The organism is Nocardioides szechwanensis (genome assembly GCF_900103935.1).
GTDB lineage: Bacteria > Actinomycetota > Actinomycetes > Propionibacteriales > Nocardioidaceae > Nocardioides > Nocardioides szechwanensis.
The window spans coordinates 295,581-318,272 of record NZ_FNIC01000005.1 but is presented as its reverse complement, the minus strand read 5'-3'; the positions used below and the strand labels follow the sequence as shown (position 1 = coordinate 318,272).

Genomic DNA, 22,692 nt, shown 5'->3' with positions numbered 1-22,692 from the left:
TCGAGCCCTTTGGATAACCGCGGACGACCTGGACCACCCATCGCTGCAACACCCCTGCCTGACTAGAGGTGTTGCATCCATCCCTTGAACCCAAGACGTCATTTGGTGTCAGTTTCGGGCGGGTCAACACTCCAGATGACCGTGGACGACTGACCTGAGTCGACGGCAGGTGGGCGCGGGGGCGCCACCCGGCGCTCACATCGGGTTCACCCAGGCCCGCCATCCTTCACCTGGCCAGAGTGTCGAGGTGAGGAGCGCTGCGTGCTGCGCGTCGTCGTACCCGCGTTGAACGAGGCGGACAACCTGGCCGTCCTGGTGCCACGCATCGTGGCGGAGATCGACGTCTTCGCCCCGGGCGGCGGCGTGCTGGTGGTCGACGACGGGTCGACCGACGACACGGCCAAGGTGATGGCGCGGCTGATGGCCGAGCACCCGTCGGTCGAGCTGGTCACGCTGCGCCACAACCTGGGCAAGGCCGCCGCGCTGCAGCGCGGGTTCGCCCGCGCCCTGGAGGACGGCGCCGAGCTGGTGGCGATGATGGACGCCGACGGCCAGGACGACCCCCGCGAGCTCGGGCGGCTGATGGAGGCCATCGAGGCTGGCGCCGACCTGGTGACCGGTGCTCGCCTCCACCGGCAGGACCGCCTGGTCAAGCGGCACACGTCGCGGCTCTACAACCGGACCACGGGCCTGCTGTCCGGCGCGCCCGGGCGCGACTTCAACTCGGGCTTCAAGATGATGCGCGCCGGGGTCGCGACCGATGTGTCGCCGATGCTGTACGGCGAGATGCACCGCTACCTCACTGTGATCGCCCACGGCCTGGGCTACCGGGTGGCGGAGGTGCCCGTCGAGCACCACCCGCGGATGTCCGGCACCAGCAAGTACGGCCTGGCCCGCTTCTGGCGCGGGTTCGCCGACCTGATGACGGTGCGCTTCCTGCTCAGCTACGAGCACCGGCCCTCGCACCTCTTCGGCGGCATCGGCGTCGCCAGCCTGCTGCTCGGCATGGCGACGCTGGTCTACCTCACCGTGGTGAAGCTGGCCGGCGACCCGATCGGCGAGCGCCCGTTGCTGCTGGGCGGCGTCCTGATGGTGATGGTCGGGGTGCAGCTGACCCTCTTCGGCCTGCTCGCGGAGCTGGTCGTCAACGCGCGCAACCGCGGGCTCGAGCGGCGTCTGTGACCCAGCCCGTCGGCCGACGGGCGCCGCGGCCGCTCGTCCTGCTCGCGGCCGCCGCGGTGGCCGCCGGTGTCACCATGACCGCCGTCGGCGCCTGGCGCACCGGCGTCTCCTGGGACGAGACCTACCACGTGGTCCGGATGCGCAACTACCTCGACTCCGGCTGGTACCTCCTCGACGGCGACCTGCTCGGCGACGAGCCCGGGTCCTGGGAGGACCAGCGCTACGTCTACGGCCCGGCCACCATGGGGCTGGCCCACCTCTGGTCGATGCTGTGGGGCGTCGAGGGGTCGGGGCAGGTCTCGGCCAGCGCCGAGGCGTTCGCGGTCCGTCACCTCGTCGTCGTCGGGCTCTCCCTCGCCGGCGTCGCGGCGGCCGCGACGACCACCCGGCTGCTGACGCGCCAATGGAGCTGGGCGGTCGTGACCGCCGGAGTGCTGGTGGCACTGCCCACGTGGACCGGGCACGCGATGTTCAACGTCAAGGACGTGCCGGTCGCCACCGGCTACGCGCTGGTCACGCTCGGGGTCGCGGTGGTCCACCTGACGTCGCGCAGGACCCTCCAGATGGCCGGTGCCGCGACCCTCGTGGCCGGGATCGTGCTTGCGGTGGGCACCCGCCCCGGCATCTGGCCCGGCATCGTGCTCGCGGGCACTCCCGCCGTCCTGGTGGCGCTCCGCGCCCGCGACGTACGGCGCCTGGCGACCCTGCTGGGAGCGGTGGCCGTGGCGTGCGCCGCGCTGCTGCTCCTCTACCCCGACGCGTTCCGCGACCCGGTGGACGCACTGCTCGGCAGCGCGCTCGAGTCGTCGCGGTACGGCGGCACCCCCGGCAACTGGTGGTACCTCCCGCTCTTCCTGCTGATCGAGCTGCCCACCCTGCACCTGCTGCTCGGCGCGCTCGGCACGGTCGTGGCCCTGCGGCTCCTGCGCCACGGGGCGCTCCCCGAGCGGACCCGGGTGGTCGTCGTGATGGTGCTGCTACAGGCGTTCGCCCTGCCGGTGGTGGCGGTGCTGCGCGAGTCGAACCTCTACAACGGCCTGCGCCAGCTGCTCTTCGCCGCCCCGGCACTGGCCGTGCTCGTCACCCTGGGCATCCGCGCCCTCCTGGCGGACTCCCCAGGACGGAGCGCCCCGGTCCGGCGGGCCGCGCCGGTGCTGGTCGGCCTCGCGTTCGTCGGCCCGCTGGTCGCCCAGGCCCAGCTGTTCCCCTACAACTACGCCTACTCGAGCGTCCCGGCCAACGCCCTCGCCCCTCTCGCCGCCGACCGCGGGCGGGCGTGGGAGGTGCCGACCGACTACTGGCGCACCAGCGTCCGCGAGCTGGCTCCTGACATCCCACAGGGCGGCCTCGCGGTCTGCTCCCCGTCGTACGACGACGAGGACCGCTTCGTCCCCTACTCGCACGAGGGCCACCAGGACTGTGCCACCGACCTGATCGGCCCGCTCTCGCCGTACGACGACCAGCGCGCGGCGACCTGGTCGCAGGACCCCACCGACTTCCTGGCCGTCGACGCCGGCACAGAGTTCGTCGGCGACAACTGCGAGCGGCTGGCCGAGGTCACTCGTCGCCTCTACTGGCGCACCGTGACCATGTCGTACGTCGCCCGGTGCGACCTCGTCCTGGAGCCGTACCCCAGCGAGGGACTCACGTTCACCGGGGCCGGGACCGGCGGCGCCGTGCTCCTGACCGGCTGGTCGTCGCACCGCGCCGAACCCGGCATCGGGCTCGTGCACGAGTCGGGATCGCTCGGCGTCACGCTGCCCGAGCGGCTCCGCGAAGCCCCGCTGGCGCTGCGGGTCACGCTCACCGACGACACCGCCGCCGGAGACCTTCAGCTGTGGGCCAACGGCGTCCAGGTGCCCGTGGAGGCTGACGGGGACGACGTTCTGCGCGCCGACCTCGGCACGGACGTCGCCGAGGCCTACGGCGACGGACGCCTGGTGCTGACCTTCGTCCAGCCCGCTCCGACCGGCGAGATCCGCCTGACCGCGCTCCGCCTCGAGGCGACCTCGTGAAAGGCCTCTACGTGAAGGTCCTGCGGGTGCTGCGGTCGGCGCTCGCCACGACCGGGCTGCTCGCCGTCCTCGACCGTGCCGCCCGCCGCTCCCGGACCGCCCTGTGGGTGCGGTCGTGGCTCGCGATCTACGACCTCGACGACCTGGTCGCACTCGACGCCCCGTGGTGGACCTTCGAGGCGGCCGACGCCGTGGAGCACTTCCTGGCCGGTCGTCGTGGCGCCCGCGTCTTCGAGTGGGGTTCGGGCGCCTCCACCGTGTGGCTGAGCCGCCGCGGCGCGGTGGTGCACAGCGTCGAGCACGACGCGGCGTGGGCCGAGCTGATGGCGGACGTGCTCCCCCCGAGCGCGACCCTGCGGCTGGTGCCGGCTGTGCTGGCCGGCCACCCGGGCACCCCACCTGGCGCGAGATCCGCCAAGCCCGGCTTCGAGGAGCTCGACTTCGCGGCGTACGTCGCGGCCATCGACGACGTGCCCGGGCCGCTCGACCTCGTCGTCATCGACGGGCGCGCGCGATCGGCCTGCCTCGACCGTGCGATCGGACGGCTGGCACCCGGGGGGCTGATCGTGCTCGACAACGTCGAGCGGGCCCGCTACCGCGCGGCGCTGGCCCGCCACGGCGCCGACCTGGATGTCCGGTGGACCCGTGGCCGGACACCGACGCTCCCCTACCCCACGCGGACCGCACTGGTCTCCCGACGTACGGCGCCGGCGTGACCGGGTCGCCGTCCTGGCTGCGCCGTCACGGCCTCGACGTGGCGCGCTGGGTCTTCCTGGCGCTCGTCCTGGTCGGCGCGTGGTGGAGCCTGCATGACCGCGGCCCTCAGGTGCTCGCCGCGCTCACCGAGACCTCCCCGCTGGGCATCGCGGTCGGGGCCGTCCTCGTGGTGCTCGGGCTGCTGGCCACGAGCGTGGCGTGGCTGCGGCTGCTGGCCGGCTTCGGCTACTCGCTGCCCGCCCGGCCGGGACGTGCGGTGTTCTTCGTGGGCCAGCTCGGCAAGTACATCCCCGGGGCCGTCTGGTCGATGGGCGCGCACGCCCAGCTCGCGCGGGAGCACGACGTGCCGCGCCGGGTCACGGTGAGCACGTCGCTGGTGTTCCTGGGCCTCAACCTGGCCACCGCCGCGCTCGTGGTCGGCGCCGCCGCGCTCGCCGGGATCTGGGACGCGGTCGTGCCTCTGTGGGCCGTGACCGCCGGCACCGCGGCCGGCGTGGTCGGGCTGAGCCCGCCGGTCGTCAACCGGGTCGGCACCCTGCTCAGCGCCCGCGGCGGGACGCTGCGCCTGCGCTACCGCGACGTGGGGCGGCTGGTCCTCCTGATGGCCTTCACGTGGAGCTGCTACGCCGGGCTGATCGTGGCCATCGCGCCCGCACCGGAGCCACGGCTCTTCCCGCTGGCCGCGGCGGCGTTCGCGCTCGCGTACGCCGTCGGCGTGCTCGTGGTCGTCGCGCCGGCCGGGGTCGGCGCCCGCGAGGTCACCCTGATCGCGCTCCTCGCCCCGGTCCTCGGGGTCTCGAGCGCGACCGCGGTCGCGCTGCTCACCCGCGTCCTGCACAGCGGTGGCGACCTCCTGCTGGCACTGGTCGCGTTCCTGCACGCGCGCGGTGACTCAGCGGGGCGTCCGCCTCCGCAGTACGGCGGTCAGGGCGAGCATCGCGGCGGCGCCGGCCGCGAACGGGGCGCCCCAGGACCTGCCTGACCCGCCAGGAGGCTCACGCGTCTCGGTGACGGCGGTGGCGGGGAGCTCGACCAGTGACGGCACCTGGGGTCCCTGCACGACGGCCGGCTCGTCGACCCGCAGCGCCCGCGCCGCGGGTGAGGTGTGCGCCCACGAGGCGGCGTACAGGACGACACGCGAGAAGTAGTTGATCCAGACGACGAGGATCAGCGCGATCCCGAACGCCTGGAAGGCCGGCTGCTCCTTCGTGGCCTTGAGCAGCGTGCTCGAGAGCAGCTTGAGGATCTCGAAGCCGATGGCGCCCAGCAGTGCGCCGGACGCGAGCGAGCGCTTGGGCGTGTGCGGGTCGGCGAGCAGGCGGAACAACGCGAGGAACAGCACGGTGCTGGCGGCCAGACCGACGACCACGCCGAGCACCCACAGCACCGGCTCGAGGCCAACGCCGAGGTCCAGCCACTCCAGGATCTGCTCGGAGCCCCCCGCCACCACGCCGGAGATGCCCACGCTCAGCAGCAGGGTGAGGCCCACGGCACCCAGGGTGAGCAGGTCGCGCAGCTTGCCCATGACGAAGTTGGGCTGCTCGAAGCTGGGCAGCTCGAAGGTGACCAGGAGCGCGTCGCGGAGGCTGGAGAGCCACCCGAGCCCGGCGTACGCGACACCGAGGAGCCCGAAGCCGACCGCGGCACCGGCGGCGCTCTCGATGTCGGCGAGCGCGATGCCGGTGTCGCCGCCGATCATGCCGGGGAACACCGACTCGATCGCCTCGACCGTGGTGTCACGCGCGTCGTGGTAGACCTTCGAGATCCAGCCGACCGCCGCGAACGCCAGCGCCAGGATCGGGAAGAACGACAGGAAGCCGAAGTAGGTGACGGCGCCGGCCTGTTGGCCCGCCTTCACGGCTCCGTAGTGCTGCTGCATCCGTAGGGCGTGGTCGACCAGGGGTCGCCGCTCCCGCAGGCGGGTCAGGCGGGCGGAGAGTCGAACCTTTCGCGAAGCCATGCACGGTCACCTTGCCGAGAGTCGGGGCGGAGCTCAGTCTGCCGATCAGTGTGCGGAGCGCAGCGGGAACTGCCGGGTGGGCCGCCAGCCGTGCTCGGCGTCGTGCACGTAGAGGTGGAACTCCCCGACGTCGAACTCGCACTCGAAGTCGGCCAGGTCGCCGAACGCCTGGTCGAGCAGGTCGTCGGAGAGGTGGTGCGCGATCGTGACGTGGGGGTGGAACGGGAACTGCAGCTCGGTGGCGAGCGGGCCCAGGCGGAGCGCGGCGGCGAGCTGCTCACAGCGCGAGATGCCCTCCACCAGGGTCACGAACACCACGGGCGAGACCGGGCGGAACGTGCCGGTGCCGCGCAGGTGCACCGGGAAGCGACCCACCTGACCGGCGGCCTGCTCGAGGTGGGCCTCCACGTCGCCGAGCCCGCCGTCGGGCACCTCGGTGGGCGGCACCAGCGTGATGTGCGTCGGGATCATGGTGGCGGTGCGGTCGCCGACGGACGTCCGGTAGTCCTGCAGCTCGGTGGCCCAGGGCTCCGGGATGGCTATGGCCACTCCGATTGTCGGCATCGCTTCGACTCTACTTGCCGGCTACTTGCTCGCCGCCACGAACCCGACCCGCTGGTAGACGTCGCGCAGCGTCGCCTCCGCAACGGAGCGGGCTTGCTCCGCACCCTGCTTGAGTATGGCGGTCAGGTGCGCCTGGTCGTCCAGCAGCTCGAGGGTCCGCTCGCGGAACGGGGTGACGAACTGGACCACCACGTCGGCGAGGTCACCCTTGAGGTCGCCGTACCCTTTGCCGGCGTACTGCTCCTCCAGCGTGGTCACGGCCTCGCCGGTCAGCGCGGAGTAGATCGTGAGCAGGTTGCTCACCCCCGGCTTGGCCTCCGGGTCGAAGCGGATCTCGGCCTCGGAGTCGGTGACCGCGGAACGGATCTTCTTGGCGCTGGTCTTGGGCTCGTCGAGCATCTCGATGATGCCGGCCGGCGACGACGCGGACTTCGACATCTTGGCGGTGGGGTTCTGGAGGTCGCCGATCTTGGCGGTGGCCTTGAGGATGTAGGGCTCGGGCAGCCGGAACGTCTTCTTGTAGCGGTGGTTGAACCGCTGGGCGAGGTCGCGGGTGAGCTCGAGGTGCTGGCGCTGGTCCTCCCCGACCGGCACGTAGTGCGGCCGGTAGAGAAGGATGTCGGCTGCCTGGAGGATCGGGTAGGTGAAGAGCCCGACCGACGCGGCGCCCTCGCCGCCCTTGGCGGACTTGTCCTTGAACTGGGTCATCCGGCGGGCCTCGCCGAAGCCGGTCAGACACTGGAGCACCCACCCGAGCTGGGCGTGCTCGGGCACCTGGCTCTGCACGAAGATCGCCGAGCGGGCCGGGTCGATGCCCATGGCCAGCAGCTGAGCGGCCGCGCGCAGCGTGCGCTCGCGCAGCACCTTGGGGTCCTGCTCGAGCGTGATCGCGTGCAGGTCGGCGATGAAGAAGAACGGCTGGTGGTCGCGCTGGAGATCCACCCACTGCCGGAGCGCGCCGAGGTAGTTGCCGAAGTGGAAGGAGTCGGCCGTGGGCTGGATGCCGGAGAGCACCCGCGGCCGTGCGCCTGCCGAGGGCGCTGCCGGGACGGCGACCTCCGGGTCGGTGGTCGGAGCGGACATGGGCGCCATTCTGTCAGCGCGCGCGGCCCCTGGCGGTGCCGGGTTATCGGTTTGCCCGGCGGCGGCCCGGTTGACAGGGTTCACGCATGTCGCTCCCTCCCACGCTGACCGACGGCGTCGTCACCCTCCGCGGGCACCGGCCCGACGACGCCCCCGGAGTCCTCGAGCAGTGCCAGGACCCCCTGTCGATGCAGTGGACCTCCGTGCCCATCCCCTACTCGATGGCCGACGCCGAGACCTATGTCAACGAGGTGACGCCGCTCGGCTGGCTCGCCGACACCGAGTGGGCCTTCGCGATCGAGGCGGAGGGCCGCTTCGCGGGCACCTGCTCGCTGCGCAACGAGGGATCACGCCGGGCCGAGATCGCGTACGGCGCCCACCCGTGGGTGCGCGGCACCGGCCACGTCGAGCGGGCGCTCCGGCTGCTGCTCGACTACGGCTTCGGCGAGAGCGACCTGACCACCGTCATCTGGTGGGCCCGGCAGGGCAACTGGGCCTCCCGCAAGACCGCCTGGCGGCTCGGCTTCCGGCTGGAGGGGTCGCTGCGGCAGTGGCTCACCGCGCGCGGAGAGGTCCGTGACGCCTGGGTGGGCACCCTGCTGCGCGACGACCCGCGCGAGCCGCAGAGCCGCTGGCTGGAGTGCCCCGTCCTCGAGCGCGACGGCCTCCGGCTGCGCCCGATGCGCGTCGACGACGCCGACCGGATCGTCGAGGCCTGCACCGAGGAGCGCACCCAGCACTGGCTCGGCAGCCTGCCGTCGCCCTACGGCCGCGACGACGCCCTCACCTACATCGAGTCGCGCACCGCGCAGCTCGCCGAGGGCTCCGGAGTGACCTGGGCGGTCACCGCGCCTGACGACGACGTGCTCCTCGGGACCATCGGCTGGTTCAACTGGACGCCGGAGGTGGAGTGCGAGATCGGCTACTGGACCCACCCGGACGCGCGCGGCCGCGGGCTGATGACGCGCGCGATGGGCCTGGTGACCGACCACGTCCTGGACGACCTCGGCGTACGCCGCGTGACGGCGTTCGCCGCGGTCGGCAACGCCGCGTCGCGACGGGTGATCGAGGCCAACGGCTTCCGCGAGTTCGGCGTGGAGCGGCTCGGCATCCAGGTACGCGACGGGCGCACCGACATGGCGCTCTACGACCTGCTCGCCGAGGAGCGACCTGCGCGGGACTGAGACGTCAGGCGGGCTTGGTCTTGCGGTGGACGGCGGCCGACCAGAGCAGCACGGCGATCCCGAGCAGCGAGAGCCCGAAGCCGGCCAGCGCGGGTGAGCGGTAGCCGTAGCCGGCGGCGATGGTGACGCCACCGATCCAGGCGCCCAGCGCGTTGGCGACATTGAGGGAGGCGTGGTTCATGGAGGCGCCCAGCGTGGCGGCGTCGCCGGACACGTCCATCAGCCGCAGCTGGAGGTTGACGACGAGGATCGAGCCGAGCGCGGTGACCGAGAAGACGACGGGCAGCAGCCACCAGCCGTAGGGCGCCACCAGCCAGAACACGACCATGACCACGGCCGAGCCGATCCCGGACCAGATCAGGGAGCCGAAGACCGACCAGGCGGCGAGCTCGCCGGCCAGCCAGGTCCCGGCCACCATGCCGAGGCCGAAGGCGAGCACGAAGATCGGCACCGTGGTCTCACTGAGGTGCCCGACGTCGGTGACGGTGGGCGCGATGTAGGAGTAGGTGGCGAACAGGCCACCGAACCCGATGGCACCGGCCAGCAGCGTGAGCCAGGCCTGCTTGTTGCGCATGAACGACGACAGCTCCCGGCGCCCGGTCGCCTCGGCGTTTCCGGGGCAGGACGGCACGAAGGCCAGGATCATGGCGACGGTGACCGCCGAGATGACCGCCGTGGCGACGAAAGCGGCGCGCCAGCCCGCCTGCTGCCCGAGCCAGGTGGCGGCCGGGACCCCGAGGACGTTGGCCACGGACAGGCCGAGCATCACGGCGGCGACCCACCGGCCCGTGCGCCCGGGAGGTGCCAGGCTCGCCGCGACGAGCGAGGCGACGCCGAAGTAGGCACCGTGCGGCAGCCCGTCGAGGAAGCGCGCGGCGAGCACGAGGTGGTAGCTGGACGCCACCGCGGTGAGCAGGTTGAACAGCGCGTACGCCGCCATCAGCCCGACGAGCAGCGCCCGGCGCGGCAGTCGCGCGCCGAACATCGCGAGCACCGGCACCCCGGCCACGACGCCCAGCGCGTAGGCCGAGATCAGGTGGCCGGCGGTGGGGATCGAGATGTCGACGCCCTCAGCGATCTGGGGCAGCAGCCCCATCGTGACGAACTCCGTCGTCCCGATCGCGAACCCGCCCATCGCCAGCGACAGCAGCGCCAGGCCGGCGTGCGTGGCCCGGGGCGGGGCGGAGGTCTTCCCGTCGAGAGTGCTGGTCATCGTCACTCATTGTCCAACCCGCCCCCGGCCGACGCCTATTCCTCAGGCACTGCTCAGCAGATGTCCTTGAAGTCCTCGACCGCCGCGTCGAGGTCGCGCTGGGCGTCGTCGACGGCCTGGTCGTCGACCGGCGTGCCCGACCGTGCCCGGTCGGCCTGCTTCACCAGCCGGTCGAGGGCCTTGCGCGCCTCGGTGACCTTGCCGCCGGTCTCGCCGTCGACCTGGCCCTCGAGCGACTTCAGGCCGTCGCGCAGCGCCTTGAGCTCACGCTCGGCGGCCGCGGGGTCCGCCCCGATCTCGTCGACGGCACGCTGGGCCTGGTCCCCCGCTTCGTCCATCGCCTGCTGCGCCACGGCACAGGCAGCGTCGTCCGCGACGTCCTTGGCGGCGTCCTCGACGTCCGAGCACCCCACCAGGGTCAGCGACAACAGGGCGGTCACGGTCATCACGAGACTCTTCATGCGCCCCACCCTGTCACGCCCGAGTCGGCGCCTCTGCACGCCCAAATCACGCCGAGTCGGCGCGAAGTGTGCGACTTCACGCCGACTCGGCGTCGTACAGCAGTGCATTCACGCCGACTCGGCGTGGGGTCAGAGGGCGGCGAGAGCCTCGTTGAAGGTGGTCGAGGGGCGCATCACGGCCTCGGCCTTGGCGTCGTCGGGCTGGTAGTAGCCACCGATGTCGACCGAGGAGCCCTGGACCGCGTTGAGCTCGGAGACGATCTTCTCCTCGTTGGCCGCCATCGTCTCGGCGAAGGGCTTGAAGACCGCGGCCAGGTCGGAGTCCTCGGTCTGCGCGGCGATCTCCTGGGCCCAGTAGAGGGCGAGGTAGAAGTGCGAGCCGCGGTTGTCGATGCCGCCGAGCTTGCGGGTCGGGGACTTGTCCTCGTTGAGGAAGGTCTCCGTCGCCTTGTCGAGGGTGTCGGCCAGCACCTTGGCGCCCTTGTTGTCCGCGAAGTCGGCCAGGTGGTCGAGGCTCGCGGCCAGCGCGAAGAACTCGCCCAGGCTGTCCCAGCGCAGGTAGTTCTCCTTGACCAGCTGCTGCACGTGCTTGGGTGCGGAGCCGCCGGCACCGGTCTCGAAGAGGCCGCCGCCGTTCATCAGCGGCACGACCGAGAGCATCTTGGCCGAGGTGCCGAGCTCGAGGATCGGGAACAGGTCGGTGTTGTAGTCGCGCAGCACGTTGCCGGTGACCGAGATGGTGTCCTCGCCCTTGCGGATGCGCTCGAGGGAGTACGCCGTGGCGTCGGCCGGCGGCATGATCTCGATGGTGAGCCCGTCGGTGTCGTGCTCGGGGAGGTACTCCTTCACCTTGGCGATCAGGTTGGCGTCGTGGGCGCGGGCCTCGTCCAGCCAGAAGATGGCGGGGACGCCCGTGGCGCGGGCGCGGGTCACGGCGAGCTTGACCCAGTCGCGGATGGAGGCGTCCTTGGTCTGGCAGGCGCGCCAGATGTCACCGGGCTCGACCGTGTGCTCGATGAGAGTGGTGCCGGAGCCGTCGACCACGCGGATCGTGCCGGCAGCCGGCGCCTCGAAGGTCTTGTCGTGGGAGCCGTACTCCTCGGCCGCCTTGGCCATCAGACCGACGTTGGGCACCGAGCCCATGGTGGAGGGGTCGAAGGCGCCGTGGGCGCGGCAGTCGTCGATGACGACCTGGTAGACGCCGGCGTACGACGAGTCCGGGATCACCGCGAGGGTGTCGGCCTCGTTGCCGTCGGGGCCCCACATGTGGCCGGACTGGCGGATCATCGCCGGCATGGACGCGTCGACGATGACGTCGGAGGGCACGTGGAGGTTGGTGATCCCCTTGTCGGAGTCGACCATCGCCATCGCGGGCCCGTCTGCCAGCCCCTGCTGGACGGCGGCCTTGATCGCGTCACCCTCGGGCAGCGACGCGGTCGCGTCGAGGAGGGCGCCCAGGCCGTCGTTGGGCGAGATGCCCGCCGCGGCCAGCTGCTCGCCGTACTGCTCGAAGAGCGTCGGGAGGAACGCCTGGACGGCGTGGCCGAAGATGATCGGGTCGGAGACCTTCATCATCGTGGCCTTGAGGTGCAGCGAGAACAGCACGTCGTCGGCCTTGGCCCGCGCGATCTGCTCGGTCAGGAAGCGGCGCAGCGCGGCGACGTTCATGAACGTGCCGTCGACGACCTCGCCGGCCAGGACGGGCAGCGACTCCTTGAGCACGGTGACGGTGCCGTCGGCGGCCTCGTGCTCGATGCGCAGCGTGTCGTCCTTCTCCAGCACCACGGACAGCTCGTTGCTGAAGAAGTCGTCCTTGCCCATCGTCGCGACGTTGGTCTTGGACTCGGGGGTCCACGCACCCATGCGGTGGGGGTGGGCCTTCGCGTAGTTCTTGACCGAGGCCGGCGCACGCCGGTCGGAGTTGCCCTCACGCAGGACCGGGTTGACCGCCGAGCCCTTCACCTTGTCGTACGCCGCACGGGCGGCCTTGTCCTCGTCGGTGTCGGCGCTCTCGGGGAAGTCGGGGATGTCGTAGCCCTTGTCCTGGAGCTCCTTGATCGCGGTCTTGAGCTGCGGCACGGAGGCGGACACGTTGGGCAGCTTGATGATGTTGGCCTCGGGCGTCGTCGCCAGGTCGCCGAGCTCGGCCAGGGCGTCGTCGACGCGCTGCTCGTCGGTGAGCCGGTCGGGGAACTGCGCCAGGATCCGGCCCGCCAGGGAGATGTCGCGGGTCTCGACCTCCACGCCGGCCTTCGCCGCGTAGGCGGCGATGATCGGCAGGAAGGAGTACGTCGCCAGCAGCGGCGCCTCGTCGGTGTGGGTGTAGATGATCTTGGCCATGTCCTGCGGCTCCTGAAACGGTGGCGAGTGGACGGGAAGTTCCTTGACGTCAAGATACCTGACGCCCGGTCCGATGACAGACCCCGGCCAGCCTCGCATCCCCCGTCAAGGCGCGGCAACGGGGCTCCAGGTGGCGGTCGGACCGGGCTACAGTGCTGGGCACCTCAGGTTTCGACCATCCCGCTGAAGGGCAACACACGGCCATGGCCACCATTGACACACCCACGCCTCCGACACCCCCCACGACCGTCCAGAAGTTCGCGGCGGAGGTCCTCGGCACCTTCGTGCTGGTGCTCTTCGGCTGTGGCACCTTCATGTTCACCGACGGGGACCTGGTCGCCACCTGCCTGGCGTTCGGGCTGGCCGTGCTGCTCATGGCCTATGCCGTGGGTCGGGTCTCCGGCGGCCACTTCAACCCCGCGGTGACCCTCGGCGCGATCATCGGCGGGCGGCTGCCGTGGAGCCAGGCCGGGATCTACATGGGCGCGCAGGTTCTCGGCGGTCTCCTCGGCGGCGGCATGCTGCTCGTGCTGCTGCTCGGTGTCGACACGTTCGACCCGTTCGAGGAGTCGATCGGCGCCAACGGCTGGGGCGACGACGGCACTGGCTACGCACTGTGGGCCGCCCTGCTGATCGAGCTGGTGCTGACCGCGATCTTCGTGTTCGTCATCCTCGCGGTCACCGACGAGCGCAACGAGCACCCCGCCATGGCGCCGCTCGTGATCGGCCTGACACTCACGGCCATCCACCTCGTGTCGATCAACGCGACGGGCACCTCGGTCAACCCCGCCCGCTCCATCGGGGCTGCGGCGTTCAGCGGGACCGACCCGTTGATCCAGCTCTGGGTCTTCATCGTCGCGCCGCTGCTCGGCGGGCTCGCGGGGGGCTTCCTCTACCCGGCGCTCTTCGGTCGCGCCTCCGGGCCCGTGCCCGGCTCCGGCCTCAGCTTCAGCCGTCCCGCCGCGGCCGCGGTGCCCGGCTACGGCATGCCCGACCAGTACCAGCAGCAGTGGAACCAGCAGTCGCCCGCCTACCCCGCCGCCACGCAGTACGCCGCGCCGGCCGCACAGCAGGCGCCGGCGCAGCAGGACCCGGCCCAGCAGGCCTCGGCCCAGCAGGGTTGGGGCGAGCAACCGATCATCCAGGACGGCTGGCAGTGGGACCCGCAGGCCCAGCAGTGGATCCCGGCCCAGCAGCCGGCACCGCAGGCCCAGTGGCCGGCGCCGGACGCCAGCGGTGGCCAGACCCAGGTCCGCCCGCCCGACGGCGTCTAGGACCGATTGAACAGTTCGAGGAACTCGTCCGGGACGGCGGTCTCTGTCTCGCGGTAGACCAGGCCGACGTCTCGGGCGTAGTACGACGTGAGCAGGCGCCCGTCCGGGTCGGTCGTCTCGATGACGAGCAGGTCCTCGAACGCCCCGGCCTCGGTCTCCCTGACGCCGTCGACAGCGACGATCTCGGCCCGGGGTCCAGGCTCCGACCCGACGTAACCGTCACCCAGGCGCGGTGTCGCGAGCATCGCGATGCCCGCCTCGGCGACGCCCTCGCCGGCCTGCCACTCGCCTTCACGACCGAGCCACCAGACGTTGCCCGACTCGTCCTGGGCGTAGTAGTCCGCGACTCCGCTGCTCGTGACCAGCGCCGTGGTCTCCACACCGGAGATCTCGGGCCCGGGTCCGACCGACCACTCGTCGTCGACCCCCTCGGCCGTGCGATAGCTCCAGGCGGATCCCGGCGTCAGCGGCAGCCACGGGTTGTCGATCTCGTCGACGAAGTCGCCCGGGTCCGGGCTGGGTGTCGGTACCGTCAGCCCGTCGACGCCGGCCGGCGGGCTGGGGTCCGATGCGGTGCCGCAGCCGGTCGCCACCAGCAGAACGGTGAGCGCCACGACTGGTGCCGCGACCACGCGGCGTACGACGTGACGCGACGCCTGGCTGGTCATGGCGGACATCGTCTCTCACGCCCACGACCCCGGTCACCCCGGGCGCGCGAACGCTGCTAGCGTCGGTTGGAGACCACCTCTGTCACGTCCAAGGAGTCCCCGTGAGCTCAACCCCGTTGAAGATCGCCGTCACCGGTGCCGCCGGCCAGATCGGCTACAGCCTGCTCTTCCGGCTGGCGAGCGGATCCCTGCTCGGAGACCGGCCGATCGAGCTGCGTCTGCTCGAGATCGCGCCCGCGCTCAAGGCGCTCGAGGGCGTCGTGATGGAGCTCGACGACTGTGCGTTCCCCGGCCTCGCCGGCGTCGAGATCGGCGACGACGCCGAGAAGATCTTCGACGGCGTCAACCTCGCCCTGCTCGTCGGCGCGCGTCCGCGTGGACCCGGCATGGAGCGCGGTGACCTGCTGTCGGCCAACGGCGCGATCTTCACCGCCCAGGGCAAGGCGCTCAACGCCGTCGCCGCTGACGACGTCCGCATCGGTGTCACCGGCAACCCGGCCAACACCAACGCGCTGATCGCGATGACCAACGCCCCCGACATCCCGCGCGAGCGGTTCTCGGCGCTCACCCGGCTCGACCACAACCGCGCGATCTCGCAGCTCGCGGCGAAGACGGGTGCCTCCGTCACCGACATCAAGAAGATGACGATCTGGGGCAACCACTCGGCGACCCAGTACCCCGACCTGTTCCACGCCGAGGTCGGTGGCCGCAACGCCGCCGAGGCCGTGGGCGACCAGGCCTGGATCGAGAACGACTTCATCCCGACCGTCGCCAAGCGCGGCGCGGCGATCATCGAGGCGCGCGGCTCCTCGTCGGCCGCCTCCGCCGCCTCGGCCACCGTCGACGCCGCCCGCGACTGGCTGCTCGGCTCCGCGGCCGACGACTGGGTCTCGATGGCAGTCGTCTCCGACGGCTCCTACGGCGTGCCCGAGGGCCTCATCTCCTCGTTCCCCGTCACCACCAAGGACGGCAACTGGGAGATCGTCCAGGGCCTCGAGATCGACGACTTCTCGCGCGGGCGGATCGACGCCTCCACCGCGGAGCTCGCCGACGAGCGCGCGGCGGTCACGGAGCTTGGTCTCATCTGACCCACGCGTCAGTGGTCCAGAAACGCCGGTCGACCGGCGTTTCTGGACCCTGACCGCTGGAGTTCCGTCGGTCAGGCTCCAGTTTCGCCGGTCGACCGGCGAAACTGCCGCGCTCTGAGGCTCAGAGCGGCTGGTCCGGGATGCTCGACGCCAGCCAGAAGAGCGCGCTGCCGACGCCGGCGAGCAGGGTGCAGTCGATGAAGCGATGGCGTACGGCGAGCATCCCGGCGTCGCGCTCGGGCAGCACCAGGCGCAGGGCCGACCCCGCCATCAGGGACGCGGCCAGCCAGCGCACGCCGAGGCGCCAGTTGCCGCTGACCACGATGCCGAAGCCGATCGCGCTGGTGATCAGGATCAGCAGGTAGAAGGCGCCGCCGATGGTCGACGGGTAGCGGCGCTCCTGGGGCTCCTCCTCGGCGCCGTCTGCTGCCCCCTCGACGTCCTCCGGAGGCTCCGGGGGACGGTCGTCGGGCAGCGGGCCGTCGGTCACAGCCCGGCGGCCTTCTCCGCCATGGTGACGATGTTGGACAGCAGCATGGCTCGGGTCATCGGGCCCACGCCGCCGGGGTTCGGCGAGACCCAGCCGGCTACGCCCCAGACGTCGTCGGCCACGTCGCCGGCGATCTTGCCGTCGACCCGCGAGACCCCGACGTCGAGGACGGCCGCACCGGGCTTGACCATGTCGGCGGTGATGATGCCGGGTACGCCGGCAGCGGCGACCACCACGTCGGCGTTGCGCACGTGGGCGGCCAGGTCGCGGGTGCCGGTGTGGCAGAGCGTGACGGTGGAGTTCTCGGAGCGGCGGGTCAGCAGCAGACCCAGCGGGCGCCCGACGGTGAGGCCGCGCCCCACCACGACGACCTCCGCGCCGTTGAGCTCGACGCCGTGGCGGCGCAGCAGCTCGATGCAGCCGATCGGCGTGCAGGGCAGCGAGCCGGACTCGCCGAGCACCAGCTTGCCGAGGTTGGTCGGGTGCAGCCCGTCGACGTCCTTGTCGGCGTCGACGCGCGACAGCAGCGCGAACTCGTCCAGCCCGGTCGGCTGCTGCACCAGGAAGCCGGTGCACGCCGGGTCGGCGTTGAGCTCGTCGATCACCGCCTCCACCTCGGCCTGGGTGCTGGTCGCCGGCAGGTCACGCCGCATCGACACGATGCCGATCTCGGCGCAGTCCTTGTGCTTGGCGCCGACGTACCAGTGCGAGCCCGGGTCGTCGCCGACGAGCACCGTACCGAGGCCCGGGTAGACGCCCTGCTCGTTGAGCACCTTCACGCGCTCGGTGAGCTCGGCCTTGATCACCTTGAGGGTGGCGGAGCCGTCCAGTCGCAGTGCGGTCATTCCCTAGATCCTGTCAGTGGAAGAAGTGTCGGGTGCCGGTGAAGTACATCGTGACGCCCGCGGCACGGACAGCCTCGATGGTGAGCTCGTCGCGCATGGAGCCACCGGGCTGGACGATCGCGGTGACGCCGGCGTCGAGCAGGATCTGCGGGCCGTCCTCGAACGGGAAGAAGGCGTCGGATGCGGCGACCGAGCCGACGGAGCGCTCCCCCGCCCGCTCGACGGCGAGCTTGCACGAGTCGACCCGGTTGACCTGGCCCATGCCGACGCCGACGGAGGCGCCGTCCTTGGCGAGCAGGATCGCGTTGGACTTGACCGCGCGGCAGGCCTTCCAGGCGAACGCCAGGTCAGCGAGCACCTCGGGCGAGGCGGCCTCACCCGCGGCCAGCGTCCAGGTCGAGGGGTCGTCGCCCTCGGCGTCGACGTGGTCGCGCATCTGGACCAGGATCCCGCCGCTGACCTGGCGGAACTCGGCCGGTCGCTCGTCGGTGGGGTCGTCGCAGCGCAGGATCCGGATGTTCTTCTTGCCCTGGAGCACCTCGACCGCGCCCGCGTCGTACGCCGGCGCCACGATCACCTCGGTGAAGATCTCGGCGACCTGCTCGGCCAGCGCCACGGAGACGGGACGGTTGACCGCGATCACGCCACCGAACGCCGAGACCGGGTCGCACTCGTGGGCCCGGCGGTGCGCCTCGGCCACGTCGGCGCCGACCGCGATGCCGCACGGGTTGGCGTGCTTGATGATCGCCACGGCGGGCTCGTCGAAGCCGTAGGCCGCGCGGCGGGCGGCATCGGTGTCGACGTAGTTGTTGTAGGACATCTCCTTGCCGTGCAGCTGCTCGGCGTCCGCGAGACCACCGGTGCCGTCGACGTAGAGGGCGGCGCTCTGGTGGGGGTTCTCGCCGTAGCGCAGCACCGCCGCCTTGTCCCAGGTCTCGCCCGTGACGGCCGGCCAGCCGTCCTCGGCGCCGACGCAGGTGGCGGCGAACCAGTTGGCGACCGCCACGTCGTACGACGCCGTGTGGGCGAACGCCTCGGCGGCCAGGCCCTTGCGCTGGGCCAGCGTGAACCCGCCCACGGCGACCGCGTCGAGGACGTCGCCGTAGGCCGACGGCGAGACGACGACGGCGACCGACGGGTGGTTCTTGGCGGCGGCTCGGACCATCGAGGGGCCGCCGATGTCGATCTGCTCGACGACCTCGTCGGGCGAGGCGCCCGACGCGACGGTCTCGCGGAACGGGTAGAGGTTGACGACCACGAGGTCGAACGGCTCGACGTCGAGCTCCGCGAGCTGGACGACGTGCGACTCCAGGCGCCGGTCGGCGAGGATCCCGGCGTGCACGCGCGGGTGAAGGGTCTTGACCCGGCCGTCGAGGCACTCGGGGAAGCCGGTCAGGTCGGCGACCTCGGTCACCGGCAGGCCGAGGCCCTCGATCAGCTTGGCCGAGCCTCCGGTGGAGACCAGGGCCACGCCGGCGTCGTGCAGCCCGCGGACGAGCTCCTCGAGGCCGGACTTGTCGTAGACGGAGACCAGGGCCCGCTTGATCGGGATCTGTTGGTCGCTCACAGGATGCACTCCTCGGTCGGGAAAAGGAGGGCCACCCAGGCGGACGATGGCCGTACCACGATCACTCCCCGGTGGTTGCCCACCCGCGCCAGTCGTGTGGCCCCAGCCTATCGGGCCGGACGTCCCCTATCGAACGGGGCCGAACCGCACCGTGCGCCCGTCCACCGCGAACCCTTCGCGCGCCATCCGACCGACGGCGTCGACGAGCATCGCGCGCTCCTCGGTCTTGATCCGCTCGTGCAGCGACTCCACGGTGTCGTCGTCCGCGACCTCGACGGCGCGCTGCGCGACGATCGGGCCGGTGTCGATGCCGTCGTCGACGACGAAGAGCGTGCAGCCGGTGACCTTCACGCCGTACGCCAGCGCTTCGGCCGGTCCGTGCATGCCGGGGAACGACGGTGACAGCGCGGGATGGGTGTTGACGACCCGGCCGCCGAAGCGGTCGTGGAACTCCTGGCCGACCAGCTTCATGAACCCGGCCAGCACGACCAGGTCGGGCTCGAAGTTGGCGACGGTGTCGGCCATCGCCCGGTCCCAGTGCTCGCGGGTGGTGAAGTCCTTCACCTTCTTCACGAAGGTCGGCACCCCGGCCCGGTCGGCGCGGGCCAGGCCCTCGATGCCGCCCCGGTCGGCGCCGACGGCGACCACGCGAGCGCCGTACGCCGGGTCGTCACAGGCGTCGAGCAGCGCCTGGAGGTTGGTGCCCGAGCCGGACACGAGCACGACGACGCGGGCAGGGCTGGGCACGCCCCAATCGTAAGGTCAGGCGGGTTCGGGGTCGTCGTCGGCCGGGTGATCGGCTGGGGCGCCGCGGCGCTGCCACCAGGTCATCAGCAGTCCGCCGACCAGCCCGCCGATGCCGAACGCGGTGATGGCGTGGACGAGCACGTCGAAGGCGAACGGGCCGACGTCCCGCATCCGGCCGGGACCGACCGCTCCCCCGGCGATCGCCGCGAGGATGCCGAAGAGCACACCGGCGAGCACGCCGCCGAAGCAGCCGCGGACGGCGCCCTCCTCCCAGCGCAGCGTGGGGGCGCGCCCCTGGGCGCGGGCGGCGCCCCAGGCGGCGACGAGGAACGGCAGCGCGACGAGGTAGGTCGTCCAGCCGGCCGGGCCGCCGCTGTCGGGTAGCGCCGCGAGCAGCGGGAACATCGGCAGCGGGCCGATCAGCACCGCACCGGGGCTGACGAGCGTGCCGACCCCGACGGTGAACCCGGGCCCGAGCAGGTAGGAGCCCGAGAAGATCGCGGCGTTGGGCAGGACGGTGGCGCTGAGCGCGGTGAAGAGGGTGGCATCGCCGGCGTCGGTGTGGAGCTGCGACATCACGTTGACGGCGGTGCTGAAGTCGAGGACCAGGGAGACCACGAACACCGCGAACGACAGCGCCAGCCAGGTCACGAGGATCCGGCGGCAGGCGGTGAGGGCGGCGCGGACCCAGGTCGGCACGAACGAGGCCCAGATGGCGGCGCGGCCCGAGCCGGTCGCGATCGCCGGGGCGCCGACCGCGAAGGTCAGCAGCAGCGACCACAGCACGACCCGGCCGGTGTCGGGCGCGGTCGCGGCGGTGCCGGCGAGGCTTGCGGTGACGACCGCGGTCACGACGTAGCCGGCCGTGAAGAGGGCCGCGGCCACGGGGACCGTGAAGTCCCGCTCGCCGTCGGCGATGCGCAGGGCGTCGGGGCCGTGACCGGACACGGAGTCACCGACCCGGTGACCCACGCGCCAGATCGCCCAGGCGCACAGCGCCGTGACGCCGAGCGGCACGAGCGTCACCGCGACACCCTGGACCGAGATGCCGGAGCCGTGGGCCAGCAACCAACCCAGCGCCCCCGTGCGCAGACCATCGCGCGGGGTTCCGTGTGCGCCGGCATCGGTGAGGAACCAGCCCACGACTCCGACCGCGAGGCAGACCAGCAGGGTGCTCGCGGCCGCAGCCACGCCACCCAGCGTGGCCACCAGGACCAGGGGTCGTCGGGTCGCCAGGTCACGAGAGACCTCGGCCGCCGAGCGGCCCCGCGCGGGGGCCGACGGGGGAAGCAGAGAAGTCATGGCCGTTTCATCATCACGCGACGGCCCCGGCGTACGGCGCTCCCACGCCGAGGGCGCCCTGGGGCACGCCCTTGGTCCGGGACGGCTTTGGGAGGCGTCGCGACTCTCGCGTACCGTGGGTTGGCCATGAGGGACCCCGACGAGTTCGACGCGTTCTACCGCGACGCCGGCGAGCGCCTGCTGCTGCAGACCTACGCCCTCACCGGCGACCTCACAGCAGCCCGCGGGGCCGTGCGCGACTCGTTCATCGTGGCCTGGCACCACTGGCGCAAGGTCGCGCGGCTCGACGACCCCGAGGCCTTCGTGCGGCCGCACGCGTGGCGCCACGCCCAGCGCCGCCACACGGCGCGGCTGGCGTTCCGCGACAAGTCGACGACCCCGGAGGTCCGGGCCATCCTCGACGCGCTCGCCAAGCTGAGCGTCACCCAGCGCAAGGCGCTGCTGCTGACCCAGCTCGCCGCTGTGTCGATGCCCGAGATGGCCCGCGAGGTGGGGCTCCCGCTCGAGGACGCCGAGCGCGAGCTCCAGACGGGCGCCTCCCAGTTCGCGCTCGCCCGCGAGATCGCCGCCGCCGACATCCCGCTGCAGTTCGAGCCGCTGGCCCAGGTCGTGGCCGAGGTGCGGTTCCCGCGCGCGCCGATCGTGCGCCGGGCCGGCGCCGCTCGCCGGCGTACCCACACGACCGTCGGCGTCGTGGGTGCGGTCGCGGCGTTCCTGCTCACCGGCTCCCTGATCACCGACGCGACCGGGGTCCACCCCAACCTCGACTTCGAGCAGACCACCGCGGTCGAGCCGCACCGCACGATGGACCCCGCCCCCGAGATCGTGCTGACCGAGGACACGCTGCTGAGTGCCGACCAGGTGTCGGCCACGCTGCCCGGCCGGGCCTGGACCGTACGGCGCACCGGCGACAGCTCCGAGGGCAGCGGGCTGCTCACCTCCTGCCAGCTGGAGCGCTACTCCGACCCGCGCGGCACCGCCGCGCTGGTGCGGACGTTCGGTGCCACGCCGCGCAAGAACCAGCCGAAGGCCACCGTGTTCCAGCTCACCGAGGCGTCGGCGAGCCCGCGGGCGGCCCGCAAGTCCTACCGCACCGCGATGGGCTGGTACGCCGGGTGCGCGGCCGAGCGGGTCCAGCTGCTCTCGACGCGGCGCGTCGACGGGGTGGGGGACCAGGCGATGCTGCTCGTCCTGCGCGCGTGGAACGAGCCGGTGGAGACGATGACCGTCGGCATCGCCCGGACCGGGCAGTTCGTCACCACGGCGATGTCGGTCGTGCGCAACACCCAGCAGCCGGACGCCCGGGGTGCCGCACGCCTGCTCGGCGACGCGGTCGCGGGCCTGTGCACCCTCCCCGACGCCGGCGGCTGCGTCGCGCGGCCACAGCTGACCGCCGTACCTCCCTTGCCGACAGGCAAGGCCCCGGCGATGCTCTCCGAGCTGGACCTGCCGCCGGTCACCGGCATCGACAAGCCATGGATCGGCACCCCGCCCGAGCGTGCGGCCACCAACCTCGCCGCGACCCGGTGCGACGGCGCCGTCTTCGCCGGGAAGTTCGAGGGCAAGACCTTCAGCAACAACTTCACCCGGACCTTCGTGATCCCCAAGGCCGGCCTGCCCGACCGGTTCGGGCTGACCGAGACCGTCGGCTCGCTGCCGACGAAGCGCGCGGTTGCCTTCGTCGAGCGCATCCGCAACCGGCTCGCCACCTGCGCGGAGAAGGACCTCGGCACCGACGTCACCCGGGTCTCCCACCGCGACGGCAAGAACATCGACGTCACGGTCTGGCAGCTCACCACCGAGATCTCCGACAACGACTCGGTGAGCTACGCGATGGCGGTGCTCCGTAGCGGCACGTCGGTCGCCCAGGTCGGGTTCGTCCCGTCCGACGACGCGCGGATGGCCGACGGAGCGTTCGTCGACCTCGTCTTCCGGGCGCTCGACCGGCTCGGCCGGCTCCCCAAGCCCAAGGCCTGAGCGACTGCTGAGCGA

Annotated in this window: 20 protein-coding genes and 1 riboswitch; of the genes, 8 read left to right on the top strand and 12 right to left on the bottom strand. The window is 72.0% G+C overall.

Annotation, left to right across the window (positions count from 1 at the left end):
* Positions 1-261 precede the first annotated feature (261 nt).
* Genes BLR90_RS14175 through BLR90_RS14160 form a run of 4 tightly spaced genes read left to right on the top strand, consistent with a single transcriptional unit; the run spans position 262 to position 4,896 of the window.
* Complete coding sequence (locus BLR90_RS14175; RefSeq protein WP_091025862.1) at positions 262-1,182, top strand: glycosyltransferase family 2 protein; 921 nt, start codon at positions 262-264, stop codon at positions 1,180-1,182.
* A complete protein-coding gene (locus tag BLR90_RS14170; RefSeq protein WP_091025861.1) occupies positions 1,179-3,197 on the top strand; it encodes a hypothetical protein in 2,019 nt (672 codons plus the stop codon). Before BLR90_RS14175 ends, BLR90_RS14170 begins: the two co-directional genes overlap by 4 nt.
* Positions 3,194-3,913: an O-methyltransferase gene (locus BLR90_RS14165; protein ID WP_218126871.1), complete on the top strand. Its 720-nt coding sequence runs from the start codon at positions 3,194-3,196 to the stop codon at positions 3,911-3,913. Before BLR90_RS14170 ends, BLR90_RS14165 begins: the two co-directional genes overlap by 4 nt.
* Positions 3,910-4,896, top strand: a complete 987-nt coding sequence (locus BLR90_RS14160) for a lysylphosphatidylglycerol synthase domain-containing protein (RefSeq protein WP_218126870.1) — start codon at positions 3,910-3,912, stop codon at positions 4,894-4,896. Before BLR90_RS14165 ends, BLR90_RS14160 begins: the two co-directional genes overlap by 4 nt.
* On the opposite strand, the gene BLR90_RS14155 is transcribed toward BLR90_RS14160, so the two are convergent.
* The 3 genes from BLR90_RS14155 to trpS are packed head-to-tail and all read right to left on the bottom strand — an operon-like array spanning position 4,807 to position 7,521.
* The gene (locus tag BLR90_RS14155) at positions 4,807-5,874 is read right to left on the bottom strand and encodes a YihY/virulence factor BrkB family protein (protein ID WP_091025859.1); all 1,068 of its coding nucleotides are present in this window, start codon (positions 5,872-5,874) and stop codon (positions 4,807-4,809) included. The genes BLR90_RS14160 and BLR90_RS14155 overlap by 90 nt on opposite strands.
* Before the next feature lie 45 nt (positions 5,875-5,919).
* On the bottom strand, positions 5,920-6,438 hold the full coding sequence (locus tag BLR90_RS14150) for a 2'-5' RNA ligase family protein (protein WP_091025858.1): 519 nt from the start codon (positions 6,436-6,438) through the stop codon (positions 5,920-5,922).
* 21 nt (positions 6,439-6,459) lie between these two features.
* Positions 6,460-7,521: a tryptophan--tRNA ligase gene (gene trpS / locus BLR90_RS14145; protein ID WP_091025857.1), complete on the bottom strand. Its 1,062-nt coding sequence runs from the start codon at positions 7,519-7,521 to the stop codon at positions 6,460-6,462.
* Positions 7,522-7,607: 86 nt separating this feature from the next.
* Between trpS and BLR90_RS14140 the strand changes: the two genes are divergently transcribed.
* Positions 7,608-8,705, top strand: a complete 1,098-nt coding sequence (locus tag BLR90_RS14140; RefSeq protein WP_091025856.1) for a GNAT family N-acetyltransferase — start codon at positions 7,608-7,610, stop codon at positions 8,703-8,705.
* 4 nt (positions 8,706-8,709) lie between these two features.
* Here BLR90_RS14140 and BLR90_RS14135 read toward each other — a convergent pair whose 3' ends face one another.
* The 3 genes from BLR90_RS14135 to BLR90_RS14125 form a co-directional block, all read right to left on the bottom strand.
* Positions 8,710-9,918 carry an MFS transporter gene (locus BLR90_RS14135; RefSeq protein WP_174812393.1) on the bottom strand — a complete coding sequence of 403 codons (1,209 nt, stop codon included), beginning with the start codon at positions 9,916-9,918 and terminating at the stop codon, positions 8,710-8,712.
* Positions 9,919-9,971: 53 nt separating this feature from the next.
* The gene (locus BLR90_RS14130; protein WP_091025854.1) at positions 9,972-10,379 is read right to left on the bottom strand and encodes a hypothetical protein; all 408 of its coding nucleotides are present in this window, start codon (positions 10,377-10,379) and stop codon (positions 9,972-9,974) included.
* Between the two features lie 129 nt (positions 10,380-10,508).
* Positions 10,509-12,719, bottom strand: a complete 2,211-nt coding sequence (locus BLR90_RS14125; RefSeq protein WP_091025853.1) for an NADP-dependent isocitrate dehydrogenase — start codon at positions 12,717-12,719, stop codon at positions 10,509-10,511.
* Between the two features lie 203 nt (positions 12,720-12,922).
* Here BLR90_RS14125 and BLR90_RS14120 point away from each other — a divergent pair, with 203 nt between their 5' ends.
* Positions 12,923-13,993: an MIP family channel protein gene (locus tag BLR90_RS14120; RefSeq protein WP_091025852.1), complete on the top strand. Its 1,071-nt coding sequence runs from the start codon at positions 12,923-12,925 to the stop codon at positions 13,991-13,993.
* On the opposite strand, the gene BLR90_RS14115 is transcribed toward BLR90_RS14120, so the two are convergent.
* The gene (locus BLR90_RS14115) at positions 13,990-14,661 is read right to left on the bottom strand and encodes a hypothetical protein (protein WP_091025851.1); all 672 of its coding nucleotides are present in this window, start codon (positions 14,659-14,661) and stop codon (positions 13,990-13,992) included. The genes BLR90_RS14120 and BLR90_RS14115 overlap by 4 nt on opposite strands.
* A 101-nt stretch (positions 14,662-14,762) precedes the next feature.
* On the opposite strand from BLR90_RS14115, the gene BLR90_RS14110 reads away from it, so the two are divergent.
* Positions 14,763-15,749, top strand: a complete 987-nt coding sequence (locus tag BLR90_RS14110) for a malate dehydrogenase (RefSeq protein ID WP_091025850.1) — start codon at positions 14,763-14,765, stop codon at positions 15,747-15,749.
* Positions 15,750-15,870: 121 nt separating this feature from the next.
* Here the strand turns inward: BLR90_RS14110 and BLR90_RS21505 are convergent, their stop codons facing one another.
* The 5 genes from BLR90_RS21505 to BLR90_RS14085 all read right to left on the bottom strand — a co-directional run bounded on the left by BLR90_RS21505 (position 15,871) and on the right by BLR90_RS14085 (position 20,700).
* On the bottom strand, positions 15,871-16,239 hold the full coding sequence (locus BLR90_RS21505; RefSeq protein WP_170254394.1) for a DUF3017 domain-containing protein: 369 nt from the start codon (positions 16,237-16,239) through the stop codon (positions 15,871-15,873).
* A complete protein-coding gene (locus BLR90_RS14100) occupies positions 16,236-17,084 on the bottom strand; it encodes a bifunctional methylenetetrahydrofolate dehydrogenase/methenyltetrahydrofolate cyclohydrolase (RefSeq protein WP_091025849.1) in 849 nt (282 codons plus the stop codon). The genes BLR90_RS21505 and BLR90_RS14100 overlap by 4 nt, the downstream gene beginning before the upstream one ends.
* 13 nt (positions 17,085-17,097) lie before the next feature.
* A complete protein-coding gene (gene purH / locus BLR90_RS14095) occupies positions 17,098-18,651 on the bottom strand; it encodes a bifunctional phosphoribosylaminoimidazolecarboxamide formyltransferase/IMP cyclohydrolase (protein ID WP_091025848.1) in 1,554 nt (517 codons plus the stop codon).
* Between the two features lie 26 nt (positions 18,652-18,677).
* A riboswitch (ZMP/ZTP riboswitch) is annotated at positions 18,678-18,753 on the bottom strand.
* A gap of 24 nt (positions 18,754-18,777) precedes the next feature.
* Positions 18,778-19,398 carry a phosphoribosylglycinamide formyltransferase gene (purN, locus tag BLR90_RS14090; RefSeq protein WP_091025847.1) on the bottom strand — a complete coding sequence of 207 codons (621 nt, stop codon included), beginning with the start codon at positions 19,396-19,398 and terminating at the stop codon, positions 18,778-18,780.
* Between the two features lie 15 nt (positions 19,399-19,413).
* Positions 19,414-20,700 (bottom strand): cell division protein PerM, encoded by a 1,287-nt coding sequence (locus tag BLR90_RS14085; protein WP_091025846.1) that lies wholly within the window; start codon positions 20,698-20,700, stop codon positions 19,414-19,416.
* 126 nt (positions 20,701-20,826) lie between these two features.
* Between BLR90_RS14085 and BLR90_RS14080 the strand changes: the two genes are divergently transcribed.
* Positions 20,827-22,677: a SigE family RNA polymerase sigma factor gene (locus BLR90_RS14080; protein ID WP_091025845.1), complete on the top strand. Its 1,851-nt coding sequence runs from the start codon at positions 20,827-20,829 to the stop codon at positions 22,675-22,677.
* Positions 22,678-22,692 lie beyond the last annotated feature (15 nt).